Below are 18,288 nucleotides of genomic sequence, written 5' to 3'. Positions count from 1 at the left end.
GCCCGCCCGCATGGGCACGCTCCGGGCGATGCTCGTGCTCGGGATGCTGGAGGCGTTCGGGCCGCTGTCGATGGACCTGTACCTGCCGCAGCTGCCGCAGCTCGCGGCGTCGCTCGGCACGACCGAGGCGCTCGCGCAGGTCACGATGTCGGCGTGCATGATCGGCCTGGGTCTCGGGCAGCTCATCGCCGGTCCCCTCAGCGACCGGCTGGGCCGGAAGCGTCCGCTCCTCGTCGGCGTGGCCGCGTTCGCGGTGCTGTCCGCCGTGTGCGCGGTCGCCCCGAGCATCGAGCTGCTGCTGGTGGCGCGGTTCCTGCAGGGTCTCGCCGGATCGGCGGGCATCGTCATCTGCCTCGCGGTCGCGCGCGATCAGTTCGAGGGCGTGGAGCTGTCGCGCATGCTGTCGCTGCTGTTCCTGGTCTCGGGCACGGCCCCGATCATCGCCCCCGTGGTGGGCGGCCAGCTCGCACGGATCATGGACTGGCGCGGCATCTTCGGCGTGCTCGCGGCGGTCGGGGTCGTGCTGCTGCTCGTGGTCGTGTTCGCCCTGCCCGAGACGCTGCACGCCGACGACCGGCACGGCGGCGGCCTGCGCACGCTCGGCGGTCACGCGGGCGCCGTGCTGCACGACCGTCTGTTCGCCGCGGTGCTGTGCGCCTCGGCGGGCGGCGGGGTGGCGTTCTTCACCTACCTGTCGATGTCGTCGTTCGTGCTGCAGGACGAGTTCGGGCTGAGCCCGCAGGCGTTCAGCCTGGCGTTCGCGGCCGGGGCGCTCGCGAGCATCGTGGGCAGCCAGACGAGCCGGCTGGTGGTGCGACGGTGGGGCCCCCTCCGCGTGTACCTGGGCGGCAGCACCGCGACGCTGCTGGCGACCGCGACCTTCCTGGTGCTGGCCGTCGCCGGGACCGGGGTGACCGGGGTGATCGCGGCCCTGGTCGGCTTCATGCTGTGCTCCGGCGTCGGCGGCCCGAACGGGCAGACCCTCGCGCTCGCGCACCACGGTTCGCGCGCGGGCACCGCATCGGCCCTGCTCGGCATGTCCACCTTCCTGTTCGGGCCCGTGCTGGCCCCGGTCGCGGCGGGCGTCGGCGGCACGAACGCCATGACCATGGCCGTGACCATGACCCTCGCGGCCGCCGTCGCGGCGGTCGCCGCGTGGGCGTTCGTGCGTCCGGCCGCGCGCACCTGAGCCGCCCGGTCGGGTCGCCCGGGTCCCGCCCGCCCCACGGTCAGAAGCCGAGGCACATGACGGCGACGCCCGCGGCCATCGCCCATGACTCCGTGGCGAGCAGACGCCCGGTGCGACCGTGGTGCAGCGGAGGCACGAACCACGCCGCCGCCACGGTCCACAGCACGACCGCGGCGACCCCGATCATCACGAGCGCCGAGAGCACGCCCCCGAGGCCGTGCCCGCCGTGGCCGTTCGGCGTGACGGCGCGCTCGACCGAGGAGACCACGACGGATCCGTCGAACGCGCACACCGCCATCACGAGCGACACCAGCGCCCGGTGACAGCAGGTGGCGGCGGCCGCGGTGCCGCGCACGCCCATGGTGCCGAGCATCGCGGAGACCAGGAGCACCGCGCCGAGCGCGAGCCGCGTCAGGGCGTCGACCCCGGGGATCGCGAGCACGAGCATCCCGGCGGCCATCACCAGCGCCGACTGCCTCCCCTGCCACGGCACCGCCCGCCACGCCGCCACGCACGCGACGGCGGAGACGAGCGCGGCCGCGGCCATCAGCCACGGTGCTGCGGGGACGAGGGGTTCCACGGTCGCAGTATATTGATCGAGCGCTCAATATCGCTAGAGCCGACCGTCTACGAGAGGATGGGCACGTGCCCCGCATCGTCGACCACGATGAGCGCCGCCGGCAGATCGCCGAGGCGCTGCTCGCCGTCGCCGCCCGCGACGGCCACGAGAGCGTGTCCTCCCGCGCGGTCGCGAAGGAGCTCGGGGTGGCCACCGGTTCGCTGTGGCACTACTTCGACGGGTTCGACGACGTCGTCCGCGCGGCCGCCGCCGAGGTCACCCGCCGCACCGACCAGCGCATCGCCGAGGCCACCGCGGGACTGCGCGGCCTCGCGCGCCTCGACGCCCTGATGCGCGAGGTGCTGCCGGTCGACGAGCGCACCCGCACCGAGGCGCACGTCGTGGTGGGGTTCTGGGGGCGCCTGGCCACGCTCGCCCCCGCGCCCGACGCGGCCTCCCCGACCCTCGCGACCTGGCAGGACAGCATCCGCGAGGCCCTGCAGGAGGCGGTCGACGACGGAGAGCTGCGGCCGCAGACGCCCACCGCGGCGGTCATGGCGCTGCTGCGCTCCATCACGTACGGCCAGCAGATCGTCGAGGTGACTGAGCCGCAGCCCGCCGCGGCCCACCTGGCGGTGCTCGACGGCATCCTCGCCCCCTGGCGCGCCTGACCCGCGAGCCGGCGCTTGTGCACGCGCGTCCGCGCGGCCTATCATCGTGCCATCCCGTTTCTTGAGCGTTCGCTCGAAAATAGTGAGGTCGACGATGTCCCACCACGCCCCGCAGCCCGTCTCCGTCGAGAAGATCGCGGTTCCGCACCCGCTCGACCCGCTCACCGGTGCCGAGATCGCCGCCGCCCGCGCGGTGCTCGAGGCGGCCGGACTGATGACCGAGACCACCCGCGTGCCGATGCTGCTGCCCGACGAGGCCACCAAGGAGGAGCTCGCGGCGTGGAGCCCCGGCTCCCCCATCGATCGCCGCGCCGACGTGACGCTGCTCGACACCGCCACGGGCGTCGCCACCGAGGTGATCGTGTCGATCACGCGCGGGGAGATCGTGCGCAGCGAGCGCGTGCCCAACGACGCCCCGCCGTACGGTCAGCCGCAGTACCTGTTCGAGGAGTACGAGCGGGCAGAGGCCATCGCGAAGGCGTCGCCCGAGTGGCGGGCCGCCATGGAGCGACGGGGCCTCGCGGAGCACATCGACCTCGCGTTCTGCTCCCCCCTCGCCCCCGGCTACACGGGTCGCGCCGACGAGGTAGGCCGCCGCGTCATCCGCTCGCTCACCTTCCTCAAGTACGACGAGAACGACTCGCCGTGGGCACACCCGGTCGAGGGCCTGATCGTGCACATCGACCTCACCGCGAACAGCGTGATCCGCGTGGAGGACGAGGGGGATGTGCCGGTGCCCGCCGGTCACGGCAACTACTACCCCGAGGTGCAGGGCGAGGCGCGCACGACGCTCATGCCCATCGAGATCACCCAGCCGCAGGGCACGAGCTTCCACGTGTCCGGCTCGCTCGTCGAGTGGGAGGGCTGGTCGATGCGCGTCGGCTTCAACGCCCGCGAGGGCCTCGTGCTGCACGACGTCTCGTTCCAGGGGCGCTCCGTGCTGCACCGCGCGAGCGTGCCCGAGATGGTGGTGCCCTACGGCGACACGGCCCCCGGGCGATTCTGGATCAGCTACTTCGACGCGGGCGAGTACCTGCTCGGCAAGAACGCCAACCACCTGGAACTGGGGTGCGACTGCCTCGGCGTGATCCGCTACCTCGACGGCTACGTCGCCGACGACCACGGCCACCCGGTGCGCATCCCGAACGTGATCTGCATGCACGAGGAGGACTTCGGGATCCTGTGGAAGCACACCGATCTCGCGGGCCGATCCGACGTGCGGCGCTCCCGGCGCTTCGTGGTGTCGTACTTCTCCACGATCGGCAACTACGACTACGGCTTCTACTGGAACTTCGGACTGGACGGCTCGATCGAGGTGGTCGCCAAGGCCACGGGCATCGTGTTCGCGGGCGCCGGGGAGCCGGGCGTGCGGCAGAAGCACGCCACCGAGCTCGCGCCAGGGGTGTTCGCCCCCGTGCACCAGCACCTCTTCTGCGCCCGGCTCGACGTGGCGATCGACGGCTCCGACAACCGGCTCGTCGAGGTCGACGCGCAGCGGGTGCCGATGGGACCGGAGAACCCCTTCGGCAACGCGTTCTCCTGGTCGGAGACGGTGCTGGAGACCGAGCACGCCGCACAGCGCGAGGCCGACACCTCGGTCGCCCGGGTGTGGGAGGTGCAGAGCGCCTCGCGCACGAACCACGTCGGCCGCCCCACCGCCTATCACCTGGTGCCGGAGCCGACCGCACTGCTGATGGCCGACCCCGCCTCGTCGGTGGCGGCGCGGGCGACGTTCGCGACCAAGCACCTGTGGGCGACGCGCTACGAGCACGGGCAGATCTGGCCGGCCGGCCGCTACCCCAACGCGCACCAGGGCGGCTCCGGCCTCCCCGAGTACAGCGCGGGCGACCGTCGCATCGACGGCGAAGATCTGGTGCTGTGGCACACGTTCGGCCTCACGCACTTCCCCCGCCCGGAGGACTGGCCGATCATGCCCGTCGACTATGCGGGCTTCTGGTTCAAGCCCTACGGCTTCCTCGACCAGAACCCGGCGATGGACGTGCCCGAGTCGTCGCAGGCCCACGGCGGCGCCGCGGCCTCGTCGTGCTGCGGCGGCGGGGCGGACTGCACCTGCGGCCACTGACGAGCCGCGTCCTCCGCCCGCATCCGTCGCGGGCGGGGTCAGGCGAGGGCGGAGATCGCGTCGCGGAGGATGCCGTCGGCACCGGCGAGCGCGGTCGCGGCGGTCTCGGCGGGAGCAGCCGTGGCGAGCATGAGCAGGGCGAGCTTGACCGAGCCCTGCGCCTGCTGCAGTGCCGAGGCGGCCTCGTCGATGCCGACCCCCGACAGCTGCGACACGGTGCGGATCGACCGCGCGTGCAGCTTCTCGTTGGTGGCGAGCAGGTCGACCATGACGCCGCGGTACGTCTTGCCGAGCTTGATCATGGAGAGCGTGGTGAGCATGTTGACCACGAGCTTCTGCGCCGTGCCCGACTTCAGGCGCGTGGAGCCGGAGATGAACTCGGGCCCGGTCACGACCTCGATCGGGATGTCGGCCACCGCGCCGATCGCCGAGTTCGCGTTCGACGCGATCGCCACGGTCAGCGCGCCGACGCTGCGGGCGTACTCGAGCCCACCGACGACGTACGGCGTGCGACCGGACGCGGAGATGCCGACCACCGTGTCGCGCTCGGTGAGGTCGAGCGCGCGCAGCGAGTCTCCGGCGGCCTCCTCGTCGTCCTCGGCGTTCTCGACGGCGGAGCGGATCGCGGTCTCGCCGCCCGCGATCAGGCCGACCACCATGGAGGGGTCGGTGCCGAAGGTGGGCGGGCATTCGCTGGCGTCGAGCACGCCGATGCGCCCGGCCGTCCCCGCGCCGATGTAGATCAGGCGTCCCCCGCGGCGGAACCGCTCCGTGATGCCGTCGACCGCGGCGGCGATCTCGGCCGTCCGCTCGGCGACGGCCTCGGGCACCCGGCGGTCCTCGGCGTTCATGCGGCGCACGAGCTCGGTCGTCTCGAGCAGGTCGAGGTCGCCGCGCTCGGTCGTCGACGCCTCGGTGTCGAGCGTCTCCAGGACGGAGAGGAGGGCGGCGAGGCGGGAGTCGTCATTCGGCACGGTGCACGAACCTTTCGTGAGGGAGGTCGACGCGGCGGGTCAGCAGCAGCGCGCCGGCCAGGGCATCGCCCCGCGCCGGGACGACACGACGGCCGGCCGCACGCAGGGAGGAGCTCAGGGTGTCGCGGAACCAGGCGTGATCGGCGAGCCCGCCGTGCACGGCCACGTCGGTCGTGACGGCGGAGGCGGCGACCGCGCTGGTGGTGAGCAGGCGCACGGCCTCGGTCGCGATCGCGGCGGCGACGTCGTCTCCGGCTTCGGCGGCGTCGAGCACGAGCGGGGCGAGGGTCGCCAGGCGCCGGGCGAGCGCGCCGTCGCCCGCGAGCCAGGCCTGCACGTCGGACGGGGCCCCGACGGGTCCCGCGACGGCGGCGGTGAGAGCGGTGGGGCCGGCCAGGCCGTCGGCGGCGCGGAGCACGGCCCGCAGCGCCTCGCGCCCGAGCCAGGAGCCGCTGCCGAGGTCGCCGAGCTCCGGGCCCCAGCCGTCGATCAGCCGCGCGCCGTCCGCGTCGATGCCGAGGGCCGCGGCGCCGGTGCCCGCGATGAGCAGCACGCCCGCTCCCCCGTCGAGTGCTCCGGCGTGGGCGGTCACGACGTCGGAGGCGACCGCGACGCGGGCCCCGGTGCGCGCCGCGAGCAGACCGGCGAGCTCGACGGCCGCGTCCGGCGCGAACCACGCGCCGGCCGCTCCGACGCCGATCGCATCGAGCCGCGGGAGCCCGTCGAGCAGCGGGAGGATGGCGTCGAGGGCCGCGGTCACGCCGCCGGCGGACGCCAGACCCGGGGCGCCGAGGCCCGAGCGCTCCACGCGCGGTTCCGCGTGCACGACGACGCGGCAGCGGGACTTGCCGAGATCGACGGTGGCGGTCGGCGGGGCGCTCATCGGCTCTCCTCGGGGACGCGGTGGATATGACGAAAAGAGACTACATGCGAAGTAGACTCACTGAAAAGAATTTACCATTCTTGTCACGACCCCCGTCACGACATACTTGAGAATCCCACATCCCCGGAGGACCGATTGAGCATCCAGTCGACGATCGAAGCGGCCGCATCGACGCTGCCGCCCTCGCTCGCCCGCATCGCGACCGTGGTCCGCGAGAACCCCTCGATCGTCATCGACAAGACCATCAACGAGCTCGCCGAGGAGTGCCAGACCTCGGTCGCCTCCGTCGTGCGGTTCTGCCGCGCGATCGGCTTCAGCGGCTACGCCCCGCTGCGCATGGCCCTGGCGACCGAGCTCGGCAAAGAGGCCGCGCAGTTCTCGGCCCGCGGCGCCTTCGGCTCGGAGATCTCCGACGAGGACACGCTGCAGGAGGCGGTGTCGAAGCTCGCGGCGCTCGAACTCCTGGCCATCGAGGAGACCGTCGCCCAGCTCGACTTCGACGTGCTCGAAGCCGCCATCGACGCGATCGACGGCGCCGACCGCATCCTGCTGTACGGCATCGGCGCGAGCCAGTTCGTGGCGGAGGACCTCGCGCACAAGCTGCTGCGCGTCGGCCGCAACGCGCACGTGCTCGCCGACCCGCACGAGGCCGTCGCGGCGACCGTGCTGCACGCGGCCCCCACCGTCGCGATCGGCTTCTCGCACGCGGGCTCGACGATCGAGACCGTGCGGTTCCTGGAGACGGCGCGCGCGAACGGCGCCGCGACCGTCGCCGTCACCTCGGCCAAGGACTCCCCGCTCGCGCACGCCGCCGATCACGCGCTGTTCACCGAGGTGCGGGAGTCGGCCTTCCGCGCCGGGGCCATGGTCAGCCGCATCGCGCAGCTCACCCTGGTCGACTGCCTGTTCATCGGCGTGGCCAAGCGACGCTACGCCGAGACCGTCGACGCCCTGCGTCGCACCCGCCAGGCCACGCACGCCCTGCGTGACTGATCGCGCCGTCGCGCCTCAGCCGCGTCCGGTCTCCGCCTCCGCCGGCATCGCCGCCTCCGGTCCTGCCGGTACGCGCTCCCCCGCACCCGCACCGGCACCGGCACCGGTGACGCCCTGCCCGATCGAGCCCGCCGTGCGCAGGAACACGATGATCCAGCTGAAGATCAGCACCGCCGCGATCAGCTCCACGGCGGTGAGGTTGTAGTACCCCACCGCGAAGAACGCCCCGAGCAGCACGATCACCAGCACGTACGCCCAGCCGAGGCCGACGAACACCCGCGGGATGGCGGGCAGGAACCACGGCAGCCCGACCACGACCACGGCGAACACCACGGCCATGCCCGTCGCGACCGTGTTGTGCAGCAGGAAGAACTCGTCCACCGGGAAGAGCCCGACGCACGCGAGGAAGATGCCCATCAGGATCAGGCCGCCGCGCACCACGAGGCGTCCGCGCCGCTCGGCCTGATCGTCGGCGGGCAGCCCGGCCGTGGCATACCGCGCGATGGTCGTGACCATCACCCCCGCGATCACCAGCGTCGCGTTGAACGCGACCGAGGCGCTGTTGCTGCTCATCCCGAGCGCCGACAGGTTGTCGCGCCACCAGTGCACGTCGCTCGACGCCAGCATGCTCGCGAACGCCCCGACCACGAGGAACACCGCCAGCACGAGCGACAGCACCATCGGCGTGAGGGCCACCGCGCTGAGGAACGACACGTACGCGGTCAGTGCGAAGGCCACCGCCATCAGGATCGCGCCGGGGAACGGGAACACCGGGGCATCCACGAAGCTGCGCTCCAGCAGTTCCGCGATGCCCAGCCAGCCCAGGTAGGCGATCGCGGCGTGGGCGAAGGCGATCGCGAGCAGGTCGTACCAGCGCAGCCGGTCGCCCGGCACGCTGAAGCCGTCGCGCACGGCGGTGGGGTCGGGCTGCTCCGGCCGCACCGCCAGGCGCCCCAGAGCGAACGCGAGCGCCGCGGTAGCCGCGCCTCCGTACGCCGCGAACACGCCGATCGACCCGGTGCCGCTGATCGACAGCTGATGGCCCCAGAACACCGGCAGCGCCACGACGAACCCGAGCACCAGGAACGCCGCGCCCACGATGAGGGCCGTCGCCTCGTACACCGCTTCCGGTGTGCCCGGTCCGCGCACCTGGCGCAGCACCCGCAGGACTCGATCCGCGAGCATCCTCATCGCCCCGTCACTCACGGTCCACATCCTAGAAGGCATCCCCTTCGCGCGGTCCCGGTGATACCATCGCGGAACGGATCGTATACAACGTCGTCGTTCCACCAGCCCGAGGTGATCAGTCATGAACGGTGCACTCGCCGCCCCCGCCGAATCGGTGTCGACTCTGGTCGCGCGCAACATCAGCGACTTCCGCGCCGCCGTCTCGGAGTCCTTCGTCCCCCTCCAGGTCACCACCGCGGGTGCCGACCAGTTCCGCGGCGTGATCCGCGGCGCCTCGGTCGACGAGGTGCACGTGAACGACATCCGTGCCACCTCCCACGTGGTCGAGCGCACGTCGGAGCTGATCGCCCGCGGTGACCGCTCGTACTTCAAGGTGAGCCTCATGCTCGCCGGCACCGGGCTGCTCATCCAGGACGACCGGGAGGCCGTGCTGCAGGCCGGCGACCTGGCCGTGTACGACACCGACCGCCCGTACTCGCTCGTGTTCGACCAGGACTTCCGCACCATGGTGGTGATGTTCCCGAAGCACCTCATCAGCCTCCCCGCCGACATGATCGGGCAGCTCACGGCCGTGCGCATCTCGGGGCAGGAGGGGCTGGGCGGCATGGTCGTGCCGTACCTCACGCAGCTCGCGGGCAACCTCGACCAGCTCGCCGGCACGACCGGCGCCCGCCTCGCGCACAGCGCGCTCGACCTGGTCACGACCGTCTTCACGCGCGAGCTCGGGCTCGATCAGGCCTCGGCCGATCCGCACCGGGCCCTCATGCAGCGCATCCGCTCGCACATCGACCGGAACCTCGCCTCGACCGATCTGGGCCCGGCGACCATCGCCGCCGCGCACTTCATCTCGACGCGGCACCTGCACGGGCTGTTCCAGGAGCAGGGTGTCACGGTCTCCACCTGGATCCGCACGCGCCGCCTGGAGCAGTGCCGCCGCGACCTGCTCGACCCGATGCTCGCCGACCGCCCCGTCGCCGCGATCGCCGCCCGCTGGGGCTTCGTCGACGCCGCGCACTTCAGCCGCGCGTTCAAGACCGCCTACGGCATCTCCCCCAGCGAGTACCGCACCGCCCACTGACCCCGTCCGCTGGCCCGCGGTGCGGGATCACAAACGCGCCTCCCACCCCCACCCCCGGCCCGTTTCCCACCCCGGGCCCCGCGGACGCCCCGCACCCGCCGCATCCGGGATCACAAACGCGCCTCCCGCCCCCACCCCCGGCCCCTTTTCCACCCCGCACACCCGGCCCCACCGCACGACACCGCACCCCGCGGCCCCACCCCGGGACGCACCGCACCGGACTTGCCCGGGAGGGCACGCCGGTTGACTCTCGGCGCGCGATGGGGAGCGCGCGCTTGAGCGGCTGCCGGGCCCGGATCGAGCATGAGGCAAGCGCACCGCGATGACGCGGTGCCCGGGGCGAGGAGGCCCCGCCGCGTGCGACGTCAGGACCCCCATGACCGACATCACCGCCGACCCCGCGCTGGACGAGTGGCGCACCTACGACGAGTTCGCCGCCGGCATCGACACGTACCGGCTGCCGAACACCGGACTCGCCGGCACCGCGTTCACGCTCACCCTCGACGACGGCGGCAGCCTCGCGCTCCGCTTCGACGAGGAGTCGGCGCACTGGGACGGCCTCGGCGCCTCGGGCCGCGACCCGTACGACGCGGTCCGCGTGCGCGACGACGTCGTGTTCGTCAACCTGCCGCTCACCAGCCGCGAGCGCGAAGCCCTCACGATCGTGTTCTGCACCTCGACCCGTCGCGCGACCGTCGTCCGCTCCCGCATCGCCGCGGAGGCCGTGGAGGGCACGCCCCAGGTCGGGCAGGACTTCTGGGCCGCGACGATCGACGGCGGCGAGGCGACGGGTGAGGTGCCGGGCCCCAGCCGCGACCTGATCGGCAAGCGCAACGTCTACCGCTACAGCCCGCACCACCTGTACGAGCACGTGTACGTGTCGAGCCAGCGCTACGCCTGGCAGTGCCTGGAGGGTGTGCAGCGCGGCCACGGCGACATGGACCTGTCGACCGTGTGGAAGTTCGCCGACGGCCTGTACCTGTTCTGCTTCCGCGAGTTCCGCATCGCGGTCGCGAGCGTGTGGCTGCACGACCTCGGCTATCAGCTGATGACCACGGGCATCTTCCTGGGCCTCAACGGCGACGGCGAGTCGGAGCACTCCCGCGCCGGCGGCCACATCTACCCGCTGGGCGCCGTCGCCTACCCCGACGTGCAGCCCGTCTGACCCGAGGAGACCCCGATGAGCGATGCAGACCTGGTGCGCGAGCACTACGCCGCCAACGACCGCGGCGACCTCGACGGCATGCTGGCCCCGTTCGCCGCCGACATCGAGTGGACGGAGGCCGCCGGCTTCCCCTACGCCGGCACCTACATCGGCCCGGAGGCGGTGGCCGAGAACGTGTTCGGCCGCATCCAGGAGGAGTGGGACGACTACACCGTCGCGATCGACGAGGTGGTCGACGGCGGCGACGTCGTGGTGGGGATCGGCACCTACTCCGGCACCTACAAGCGCACCGGGCGCTTCTTCGCCGCCCGCGTCGCCCACGTCTGGCGGGTGGCGGGCGGCGAGATCGTCGCCTTCGAGCAGTTCACCGACACCGAGCTCGTGAACCGCGCGCTGCGCGACTGACCACCCACGAACGCGACACAGCACCACCGAACACGAGAGGCAGGAAGCACATGAACAGACGAGCAACCGGCACCGCGGCAGTCCTCGCCGTGGCCGCCCTCGCTCTCGCCGGCTGCGCCGGCGGGGACGGCGCAGGCGGGGGCGACGGCGCCCCCATCGTCGTCGGATCCGTGAACACCATCAGCGGCCCGGCGACATTCCCCGAGGCCTCGCAGGCGGCCGCGGCCGTCTTCGACGCGTTCAACGACGACGGCGGGCTCGACGGCCGGAAGATCGACTACAAGATGCTCGACGACAAGGGCGACCCGGCCACGGCCACCGCCTCGGCGCGCGAGATCGTCGGCAGCGACGGAGCCGTCGCGCTGGTCGGCTCCGCGAGCCTGATCGAGTGCGAGATCAACGCCAAGTACTACGAGCAGGAGGGCATCCTGTCTCTGCCGGGCATCGGCGTCGACACCGGCTGCTTCGACAGCGACAACATCTCGCCCGCCAACGTCGGGCCGTTCAACGACATGACCCTCACGCTGCAGTACGGCTCCGAGGTGCTCGGCCTGGACGACATCTGCATCCTGCTGGAGATCGCCGGATCCACCCGCCCCACGTATCAGGCGGCCATCGACAAGTGGACCGAGATCACCGGCAAGGAGCCGAAGTACATCGACGACACCGTGCCGTACGGCGCGTCCGACTACACGCCCTACATCGTCAAGGCGCGCGACCAGGGCTGCAAGGCCCTCGCGATCAACCCGGTCGAGCCCGACGCGATCGGGCAGGTCAAGGCCGCGAACGCGCAGGGCTGGGACGACGTGACCTGGCTGTACCTCACCAGCGTGTACAGCGAGAACTTCGCCGACGCGATCGACGACGCCGGTGCGGGCATCTACGTCCCCGCGGAGTTCTACCCGTTCACCGACGACAACGAGATCAACGCCGACTGGCGGAAGCTGATGGAGGCCAACGACATCCCGCTCACCTCGTTCAGCCAGGGCGGCTACCTCGCGGCGACGTACTTCATCGAGGTGCTCAAGAGCATCGACGGCGACATCACCCGCGAGAGCGTCTCGGAGGCCCTGAAGAGCATGGAGCCGATCGAGAACCCGATGGTGGGCACGCCCTACGCCTTCGGCACGCAGAACACCGCGGGCTGGCCGATCATCCTGAAGTCCGGCACCAACGCCTGGGAGAAGGTCGCGGACGACTGGCTGCGCATCGGCGAGTAGTCCCCGCGTCGACGGGCTCGGCGACCCGCCCGGTCGCCGAGCCCGTCGGACACCCCTCCCCCTCACCAGAAAGGACGCCTGATGCTGCAAGGCGCCATCGCCGGTCTCGCCGCCGGCGGCCTCTACGCCGTGCTCGGCGTGTGTCTCACCCTCATGTCGCGGCTCGTGCGCGTCGTGAACTTCGCGCAGGCCGCGACCGGCATGTTCGGGGCGTTCACGGCCGTCTGGTTCGTGCGCGAGCTCGGGCTGCCCATCTGGCTCGGCTCCGTGCTGGGCGTGCTGGTGGCGGGGCTGCTGTCCGCCGCGATCGGCTTCATCGCGGCCACCTGGCTCTCCGAGGCCTCCACCACCACGCGCTCCGCCATGACCGTGGGCCCGCTGCTGCTGCTTATCTCGCTGTCGTTCATCCTGTTCGGCAACAAGCCGCAGCCGTTCACGCCCATCATCGCCGGTCCCGCCTTCTCCCTCGGGGGTGTCGTGATCAGCCAGGTCACGGTCGCGACCGTGCTCATGGCGATCGTCACGGCCGTGGTCGTGCGGGTCGTCCTGCGCCGCACCAGGGTGGGCACGCAGCTGCGCGCCCTGTCGGAGCGGCCCACCACCGCCGAGCTGCTCGGCATCCGCTCGCGTCCGCTGTCGATCGCGGTGTGGTTCGTGACCGGGGTGATCAGCGCGATCGCGATCATCATCGTCGCGCCCTCGCAGTCCAACGACGCCACCAGCCTGTCGATGCTGATCGTCCCCGCGGCCGCCGCCGCGCTGCTCGGCGGGTTCCGCCGTCTCGACCTCGCCGTCGTCGGCGGCCTCGTGCTGGGCGTGCTCGGCGGGCTCGTCGCCCAGATCGACGAGGTCGCGCTCGTGCGCAACTTCCTCCCGTTCCTGTTCATCGTCGTCCTGCTGCTCTGGACGCAGCGCAAGGAGGTGTGGGATGCCGCTCGCTGACCGCCCCTGGTTCCGTACCACCTGGCCGTTCGCCGTGGCCGCCCTCGGCATCGGCGCCGGCGCGATCCTCAGCGCCGCCCTGCCCGGGTACTTCGTCTTCCTCGCGATCAGCGCGGTGACCGCCGCGATCGCGATCCTCGGACTCGGCATCGTGACCGGCTCGGCCGGCATGATCGCCCTGTGCCAGCTCACGTTCGCCGCGGTCGGCGCGTGGATCGTGTCGCTGCTGAACGTGATGCAGGCGCCGGGCGGCTTCCTCGTCTGGCTCGTGTGCGGCGGGGTCGCGGCTGGCCTCGTCGGGATCCTCGTCGGGCTGCCGGCGCTGCGCCTGCGGGGGGTGAACCTCGCGGTGGTCACGCTGGGCTTCGCGGCCGCCGCCGACGTGACGCTCGTGCAGATCCAGTTCCCCGGATCGGCCGACGGCATCGCGGTCGAGCGCCCCGGGCTGTTCTCCAACGACCGGCAGTTCTTCTTCCTCTCCATCATCGTGCTCGCGGTGTGCGCGCTCGGGGTGTTCTTCCTCCAGCGCGGCCGCTGGGGGGCGAGCTGGAAGGCCGTGGCGTTCTCCGAGCGCGGCACCGCCGCGGCCGGTCAGAGCGTCCGCTCGGCCAAGCTCACCGCGTTCGCGGTCTCGGCGGCCCTCGGCGGCATCTCCGGCGGGCTGCTCGCCGGGCAGGTGCAGCTGCCGTTCGCGTCGAGCTTCACGCCGCTGCAGTCGCTCGCGCTGTACGTGCTGGCGATCATGTCGGGGGCGCACCTGATCGACATGGCCATCTTCGGCGGGCTCCTGTGGGTGCTGGTGCCCGAGCTGCTCAAGCGCTGGGGCGTGCCCCAGGACTGGGGCTTCGTGGTGTTCGGCGTGCTGGGCGTGCAGGCCCTCACCAGCGGCACGAACCTGGGCCAGGGCATCCGCAACCTGATCTACCGCCGCGCCGACCGCCGCACGGCGAACGCCGACCTCACCGCGCTGCCCGACGACGCCGCCGCCGACGCGGCCGCCATCACCACCACGACCACCGCGACCGTCGACGAGGCGGCCCTCGACGGCGCGCCCGTGCTCACGGTCGACGGCCTCACGGTGCAGTTCGGGGCACTCAAGGCCCTCGACGACGTGTCGTTCACGGTGCCCGCCGCGTCGATCATGGGTCTCATCGGGCCGAACGGCGCGGGCAAGTCCACGTTCGTCGACGCCATCAGCGGGTTCCTGCCGCAGCACGACGGCCGGGTGCTGCTCGGCGACCGCGACCTCGCCGGGCTCTCCCCCACGCGGCGCGCCCGGCTCGGACTGCGCCGCACGTTCCAGCAGGACCGCGTGCCGCCCGCGCTCACGGTGGGCGCGTACGTGCGCTTCGTCGCGCGACGCCGGCTGGCGGCGGCCGACATCGACGAGGTGCTGGCGTTCTTCGGCTGCCCGCCCGCGCGCTCCCGCCTGTCGAGCGTGGACGTGGGGACGCGGCGGCTGGTGGAGGTCGCGGCGAACGTGGCCGCCCGTCCGCGGCTGCTCATCCTCGACGAGCCCGCCGCCGGGCTGTCGCACGAGGAGCATCTCGCGCTCGCCGCGCGGCTGCGGGAGCTGCCCGCCCGCTACGGCGTGGCACTCATCATCATCGAACACGACCTCGACCTCGTGCGCTCCGTGTGCCCGACCCTCACGGTGCTCGACTTCGGGCGCGTGCTGGCGAGCGGTCCGCAGGCCGAGGTCCTCGCGAACCCCGACGTCGTGAAGGCGTACATGGGAGAGACGGAGCTGCTGACATGAGCGAACTCGTGCTCGACGGCGTCACGGTGAGCCGCGGCGCCGGACCGGTGATCTCCGACGTGTCGCTGCGGGTGTCCGGCGGCGAGGTGCTCGCCCTGGTCGGCCCCAACGGCGCGGGCAAGACCAGCCTGATCGAGTCGGTGTCGGGTGTGACGCCGCACTCGGCCGGGACGATCACGCTCGACGGCGACCCCATCGACCGCTTGTCCCGGGTGGCCAGGGCCCGCCGCGGCATCGTGCACATCGAGCAGGGGCGGGCCGTGTTCCCGTCACTGACCGTGCGCGAGAACCTCTCGCTCACCGCGCGCACCCCGGCCGAGGTGGACGCCGTGCTCGCCCAGTTCCCCGAGCTCGAGAAGCGCATCGACGCCCCCACCGCGCTGCTCTCCGGCGGCGAGCAGCAGATGGTCGTCCTGGCGAGGGCGTTCGCCGCGAAACCGCGGATCCTGCTGATCGACGAGATGTCGCTCGGCCTCGCCCCCGTCGTGTTCCTGCGGCTCATGCCGATCGTGCAGGCCATCGCGCAGTCCGGGGTGGGCGTGCTGCTCGTGGAGCAGTTCACGCAGCTGGCCCTCGGGCTCGCGCAGGAGGCGGTGGTCGTGGCCGGCGGACGGGTGTCGTTCCAGGGCAACCCGCAGGCGCTGCAGGACGACCCCGCCCTGCTGCACCGCGCCTACCTCGGCGGCTGAGAGGGGCTGCCGGGGGTTAGCCTGAGCGGATGACCGAGATCCTCCGCGCCCGCGCCGCCCTGCTCGACATGGACGGCACCCTCGTCGACTCGACCGCCGTGGTGGAGCGCCTGTGGCTGGCGTGGGCGGAACCGCACGGGCTCGACCCCGAGACGGTGCTGCGGGTGGTGCACGGACGCCAGGGCCATCAGAGCATGGCGATCCTGCTGCCCGAGCGCGACCACGCGATCAACCTGCACGAGAACGAGATCATGCTCGCCACCGAGGCCGGCGACGTGGACGGCGTGGTCGGCATCGCCGGGGCCGACCGGCTGCTGGCGGCGCTGGAGACGGTGCCGCACGCGATCGTGACCTCGGCGAACGTGGCGCTCATGACCGCCCGGATGCAGGCCGCGGGGCTGACGGTGCCCGAGCTGGCGGTGACCGCGGAGAACGTGTCGGCGTCGAAGCCCGACCCCGAGGGGTTCCTGCTGGCGGCCCGCATGCTCGGCGTCGCTCCGGCCGAGTGCGTCGTGTTCGAGGACTCCGGCGCGGGCATCCAGGCCGGGCTCGCCGCGGGCATGCGCGTGGTCGGGGTGGGCCGGCACGCGGGGGCGCACGCGCCGACCGTGCACGTCGACGACCTCACCGCCGTGACCCTGACGCACCTCGACGACGGCTTCGAGCTGCGCATCGGCTGACGACGCGGCGACGGCACCCGCCGCCGCGCCCCTGGTCACATGCCGGCGTGGTCGAACGCGATCGTGGGGACGTCGACCACGTGCGAGCCGCCGTCCGCGACGATCACGGCACCGGTGATGTACGACGACTCCCCCGAGCCGAGGAACCGCACGACCGAGGCGATCTCCGCGGGGCGGGCCGGACGCCGCAGCGGCACGTCGGCCGTGACCGTCGCATAGGCCTCCTCGCGGGAGCCGAGACCCGCGTGCGACGCGAACTCGTCCATCTCCTCGTCGGCCATCGGCGTCTGCACCCACCCGGGGCAGATGGCGTTGACGCGCACCCCGTGCCGCCCGTAGTCGCGGGCGAGCGTGCGGGTGAGGCCGATCAGCGCGTGCTTGCCGACCGTGTATCCGGCCACGGACGGCCCCGCGAACAGCCCGGCGAGCGACGACACGACCACCACCTGGCCCTTCGCCTCGATGAGCGCCGGCAGGGCCTCGCGGGCCATCGTGAACGCGGTCGTGAGGTTCGCGCGGATCGCGGCCTCCCAGCTCGCGTCGTCGGTCTCGGCGACGGGCGAGAAGCCGTGGCCGCCGGCGTTCGCGACCAGCACGTCGATGCGGCCGAAGCGCGCGAGCACCTCGGCGACCGCGGCCTTCGCGGAGGCGGTGTCGGCCGCATCCGCCACGATCGGCAGGGCGCCGACCGCCCGCTCGACCTCCTGCAGCGGTTCGGGACGACGGCCGACCACGACCACGTGCGCGCCCTCGGCCGCGAAGCGCTCCGCGACGGCGGCACCGATGCCCGTGCCGCCTCCGGTGATGACGACGACGCGTCCGGAGACGCTCGATCCGACCACGGTTGCCATGTGTGCTCCTGTTGTGTGTTCTGGCGCGCGGGGCGCCGCGGGGCCGGACGCGGGTGCGTCAGGCGGGGAAACCCGAACGGGCGGTGAAGCCGAAGTCGCTCAGCAGGGTGGTGCCGTTGATCGCCCTGCTGCGCGGCGACACCAGGTAGGTCACGTGCGCCGCCACCTCCTCGGCGGTCTGCACGGGGAAGGCGGGGTCGTCGAAGGCGTCGGCGCCCAGGTCGCCGCGGCTCATCGGGGTGTCGACCACGGAGGGGGCGACCGCGTTGACCCGCACCCCGGTGCCGGCCAGGTCGACCGACAGCGCCCGGCCGAACTGCACCAGCGCGGCCTTCGAGGCGCAGTACGGCGCCATGCCGGGCGAGGCGACGACGGCCGAGTCGCTCGCGAGCAGCACGACCGAGGCCGAGCGGGCGGCCCTCAGCGTCGGCAGGGCGTGCTTGAGCACGAGGAACGCGCCGGTCACGTTGACGGCGAGCACGCGGTTCCAGTCGGCGAGCGCGGTGTCCTCGACCGCGGTGCCGACGGGGCCGGAGACCCCGGCGCAGCACACGACCGCGTCGAGCCCGCCGAGCGCCGCGACTCCGGCCGCGACCGCCGCGGACACCTGCTCCTCGTCGGTCACGTCGGCGGCCAGCAGCACCGGGTCGGCGCTCCCGCGCTCGACGCAGCCGCGGGCGGTGTCGCGCAGGGCGGACGCGTCGCGGTCGAGCAGGGCCGTACGCACCCCCTCCGCGGCGAGCGCGAGCGCCACGGCCCGGCCGATGCCGCTGCCCGCGCCCGTGATGAGGGCCGTCGTCCCGTCCAGCCGCAGCTCCATGTGGTCCTCCCTGCCGCCCGGTGCCCGGCGGTGCGCGGGGAACGGCGGCGGTGTCGTCCCGGTCATCCTGCTCCCCGCGCCACGGCGTCAGCACAGGCATCTGCGGGGTGTGCACGGTGGCACCATCGTCCTTCGCTCA

18 protein-coding genes are annotated in these 18,288 nt (G+C 72.6%); 12 read left to right on the top strand and 6 right to left on the bottom strand.

Annotated elements, in window-relative coordinates; all coding sequences use genetic code 11:
* Nucleotides 1–10: 10 nt before the first annotated feature.
* Complete coding sequence (locus ACFV3I_RS06960) at nt 11–1,189, top strand: multidrug effflux MFS transporter (RefSeq protein WP_366626950.1); 1,179 nt, start codon at nt 11–13, stop codon at nt 1,187–1,189.
* 40 nt (nt 1,190–1,229) lie between these two features.
* Here ACFV3I_RS06960 and ACFV3I_RS06955 read toward each other — a convergent pair whose 3' ends face one another.
* Entirely contained in the window at nt 1,230–1,769 is a 540-nt protein-coding gene (locus ACFV3I_RS06955) for a hypothetical protein (RefSeq protein WP_378822615.1), read from the bottom strand.
* Between the two features lie 65 nt (nt 1,770–1,834).
* On the opposite strand from ACFV3I_RS06955, the gene ACFV3I_RS06950 reads away from it, so the two are divergent.
* Both ACFV3I_RS06950 and ACFV3I_RS06945 read left to right on the top strand, forming a co-directional pair.
* Nucleotides 1,835–2,419, top strand: coding sequence for a TetR/AcrR family transcriptional regulator (locus ACFV3I_RS06950; protein WP_136029017.1), 585 nt, complete (start codon nt 1,835–1,837; stop codon nt 2,417–2,419).
* 94 nt (nt 2,420–2,513) lie between these two features.
* A complete protein-coding gene (locus ACFV3I_RS06945; protein ID WP_205828207.1) occupies nt 2,514–4,502 on the top strand; it encodes a primary-amine oxidase in 1,989 nt (662 codons plus the stop codon).
* Nucleotides 4,503–4,540: 38 nt separating this feature from the next.
* Here the strand turns inward: ACFV3I_RS06945 and murQ are convergent, their stop codons facing one another.
* On the bottom strand, nt 4,541–5,476 hold the full coding sequence (gene murQ, locus ACFV3I_RS06940) for an N-acetylmuramic acid 6-phosphate etherase (protein WP_378822614.1): 936 nt from the start codon (nt 5,474–5,476) through the stop codon (nt 4,541–4,543).
* Complete coding sequence (locus ACFV3I_RS06935) at nt 5,466–6,359, bottom strand: BadF/BadG/BcrA/BcrD ATPase family protein (protein WP_366626952.1); 894 nt, start codon at nt 6,357–6,359, stop codon at nt 5,466–5,468. Before ACFV3I_RS06935 ends, murQ begins: the two co-directional genes overlap by 11 nt.
* A gap of 135 nt (nt 6,360–6,494) precedes the next feature.
* On the opposite strand from ACFV3I_RS06935, the gene ACFV3I_RS06930 reads away from it, so the two are divergent.
* Entirely contained in the window at nt 6,495–7,352 is an 858-nt protein-coding gene (locus ACFV3I_RS06930) for a MurR/RpiR family transcriptional regulator (RefSeq protein ID WP_136034182.1), read from the top strand.
* Between the two features lie 15 nt (nt 7,353–7,367).
* On the opposite strand, the gene ACFV3I_RS06925 is transcribed toward ACFV3I_RS06930, so the two are convergent.
* Nucleotides 7,368–8,558, bottom strand: coding sequence for a DUF998 domain-containing protein (locus ACFV3I_RS06925; RefSeq protein ID WP_378822612.1), 1,191 nt, complete (start codon nt 8,556–8,558; stop codon nt 7,368–7,370).
* A gap of 103 nt (nt 8,559–8,661) precedes the next feature.
* Here ACFV3I_RS06925 and ACFV3I_RS06920 point away from each other — a divergent pair, with 103 nt between their 5' ends.
* From ACFV3I_RS06920 to ACFV3I_RS06885, 8 genes are all read left to right on the top strand, one after another.
* Complete coding sequence (locus ACFV3I_RS06920) at nt 8,662–9,618, top strand: helix-turn-helix domain-containing protein (protein ID WP_136034184.1); 957 nt, start codon at nt 8,662–8,664, stop codon at nt 9,616–9,618.
* Nucleotides 9,619–9,994: 376 nt separating this feature from the next.
* A complete protein-coding gene (locus tag ACFV3I_RS06915; protein WP_136044488.1) occupies nt 9,995–10,783 on the top strand; it encodes a MoaF C-terminal domain-containing protein in 789 nt (262 codons plus the stop codon).
* Nucleotides 10,784–10,798: 15 nt separating this feature from the next.
* A complete protein-coding gene (locus ACFV3I_RS06910) occupies nt 10,799–11,188 on the top strand; it encodes a nuclear transport factor 2 family protein (RefSeq protein ID WP_136034188.1) in 390 nt (129 codons plus the stop codon).
* A 50-nt stretch (nt 11,189–11,238) separates the two neighbouring features.
* On the top strand, nt 11,239–12,408 hold the full coding sequence (locus ACFV3I_RS06905; RefSeq protein ID WP_136034190.1) for an ABC transporter substrate-binding protein: 1,170 nt from the start codon (nt 11,239–11,241) through the stop codon (nt 12,406–12,408).
* Between the two features lie 81 nt (nt 12,409–12,489).
* Nucleotides 12,490–13,350 carry a branched-chain amino acid ABC transporter permease gene (locus ACFV3I_RS06900; RefSeq protein WP_136034191.1) on the top strand — a complete coding sequence of 287 codons (861 nt, stop codon included), beginning with the start codon at nt 12,490–12,492 and terminating at the stop codon, nt 13,348–13,350.
* Complete coding sequence (locus ACFV3I_RS06895) at nt 13,337–15,109, top strand: ATP-binding cassette domain-containing protein (protein WP_136034193.1); 1,773 nt, start codon at nt 13,337–13,339, stop codon at nt 15,107–15,109. The genes ACFV3I_RS06900 and ACFV3I_RS06895 overlap by 14 nt, the downstream gene beginning before the upstream one ends.
* The gene (locus ACFV3I_RS06890) at nt 15,106–15,798 is read left to right on the top strand and encodes an ABC transporter ATP-binding protein (RefSeq protein WP_378822611.1); all 693 of its coding nucleotides are present in this window, start codon (nt 15,106–15,108) and stop codon (nt 15,796–15,798) included. The genes ACFV3I_RS06895 and ACFV3I_RS06890 overlap by 4 nt, the downstream gene beginning before the upstream one ends.
* A 29-nt stretch (nt 15,799–15,827) precedes the next feature.
* Complete coding sequence (locus tag ACFV3I_RS06885) at nt 15,828–16,478, top strand: HAD-IA family hydrolase (protein ID WP_136034197.1); 651 nt, start codon at nt 15,828–15,830, stop codon at nt 16,476–16,478.
* A 35-nt stretch (nt 16,479–16,513) separates the two neighbouring features.
* Here ACFV3I_RS06885 and ACFV3I_RS06880 read toward each other — a convergent pair whose 3' ends face one another.
* Both ACFV3I_RS06880 and ACFV3I_RS06875 read right to left on the bottom strand, forming a co-directional pair.
* Nucleotides 16,514–17,329: an SDR family NAD(P)-dependent oxidoreductase gene (locus ACFV3I_RS06880; RefSeq protein ID WP_136034199.1), complete on the bottom strand. Its 816-nt coding sequence runs from the start codon at nt 17,327–17,329 to the stop codon at nt 16,514–16,516.
* Between the two features lie 58 nt (nt 17,330–17,387).
* On the bottom strand, nt 17,388–18,215 hold the full coding sequence (locus tag ACFV3I_RS06875; protein WP_247638504.1) for an SDR family NAD(P)-dependent oxidoreductase: 828 nt from the start codon (nt 18,213–18,215) through the stop codon (nt 17,388–17,390).
* Nucleotides 18,216–18,288: the final 73 nt, after the last annotated feature.

This window comes from Microbacterium sp. NPDC059771, assembly GCF_042732495.1.
Lineage (GTDB): Bacteria > Actinomycetota > Actinomycetes > Actinomycetales > Microbacteriaceae > Microbacterium > Microbacterium sufflavum.
Note: the sequence above shows the minus strand (reverse complement) of the source record. Positions and strands in the feature narration are given on the sequence as shown.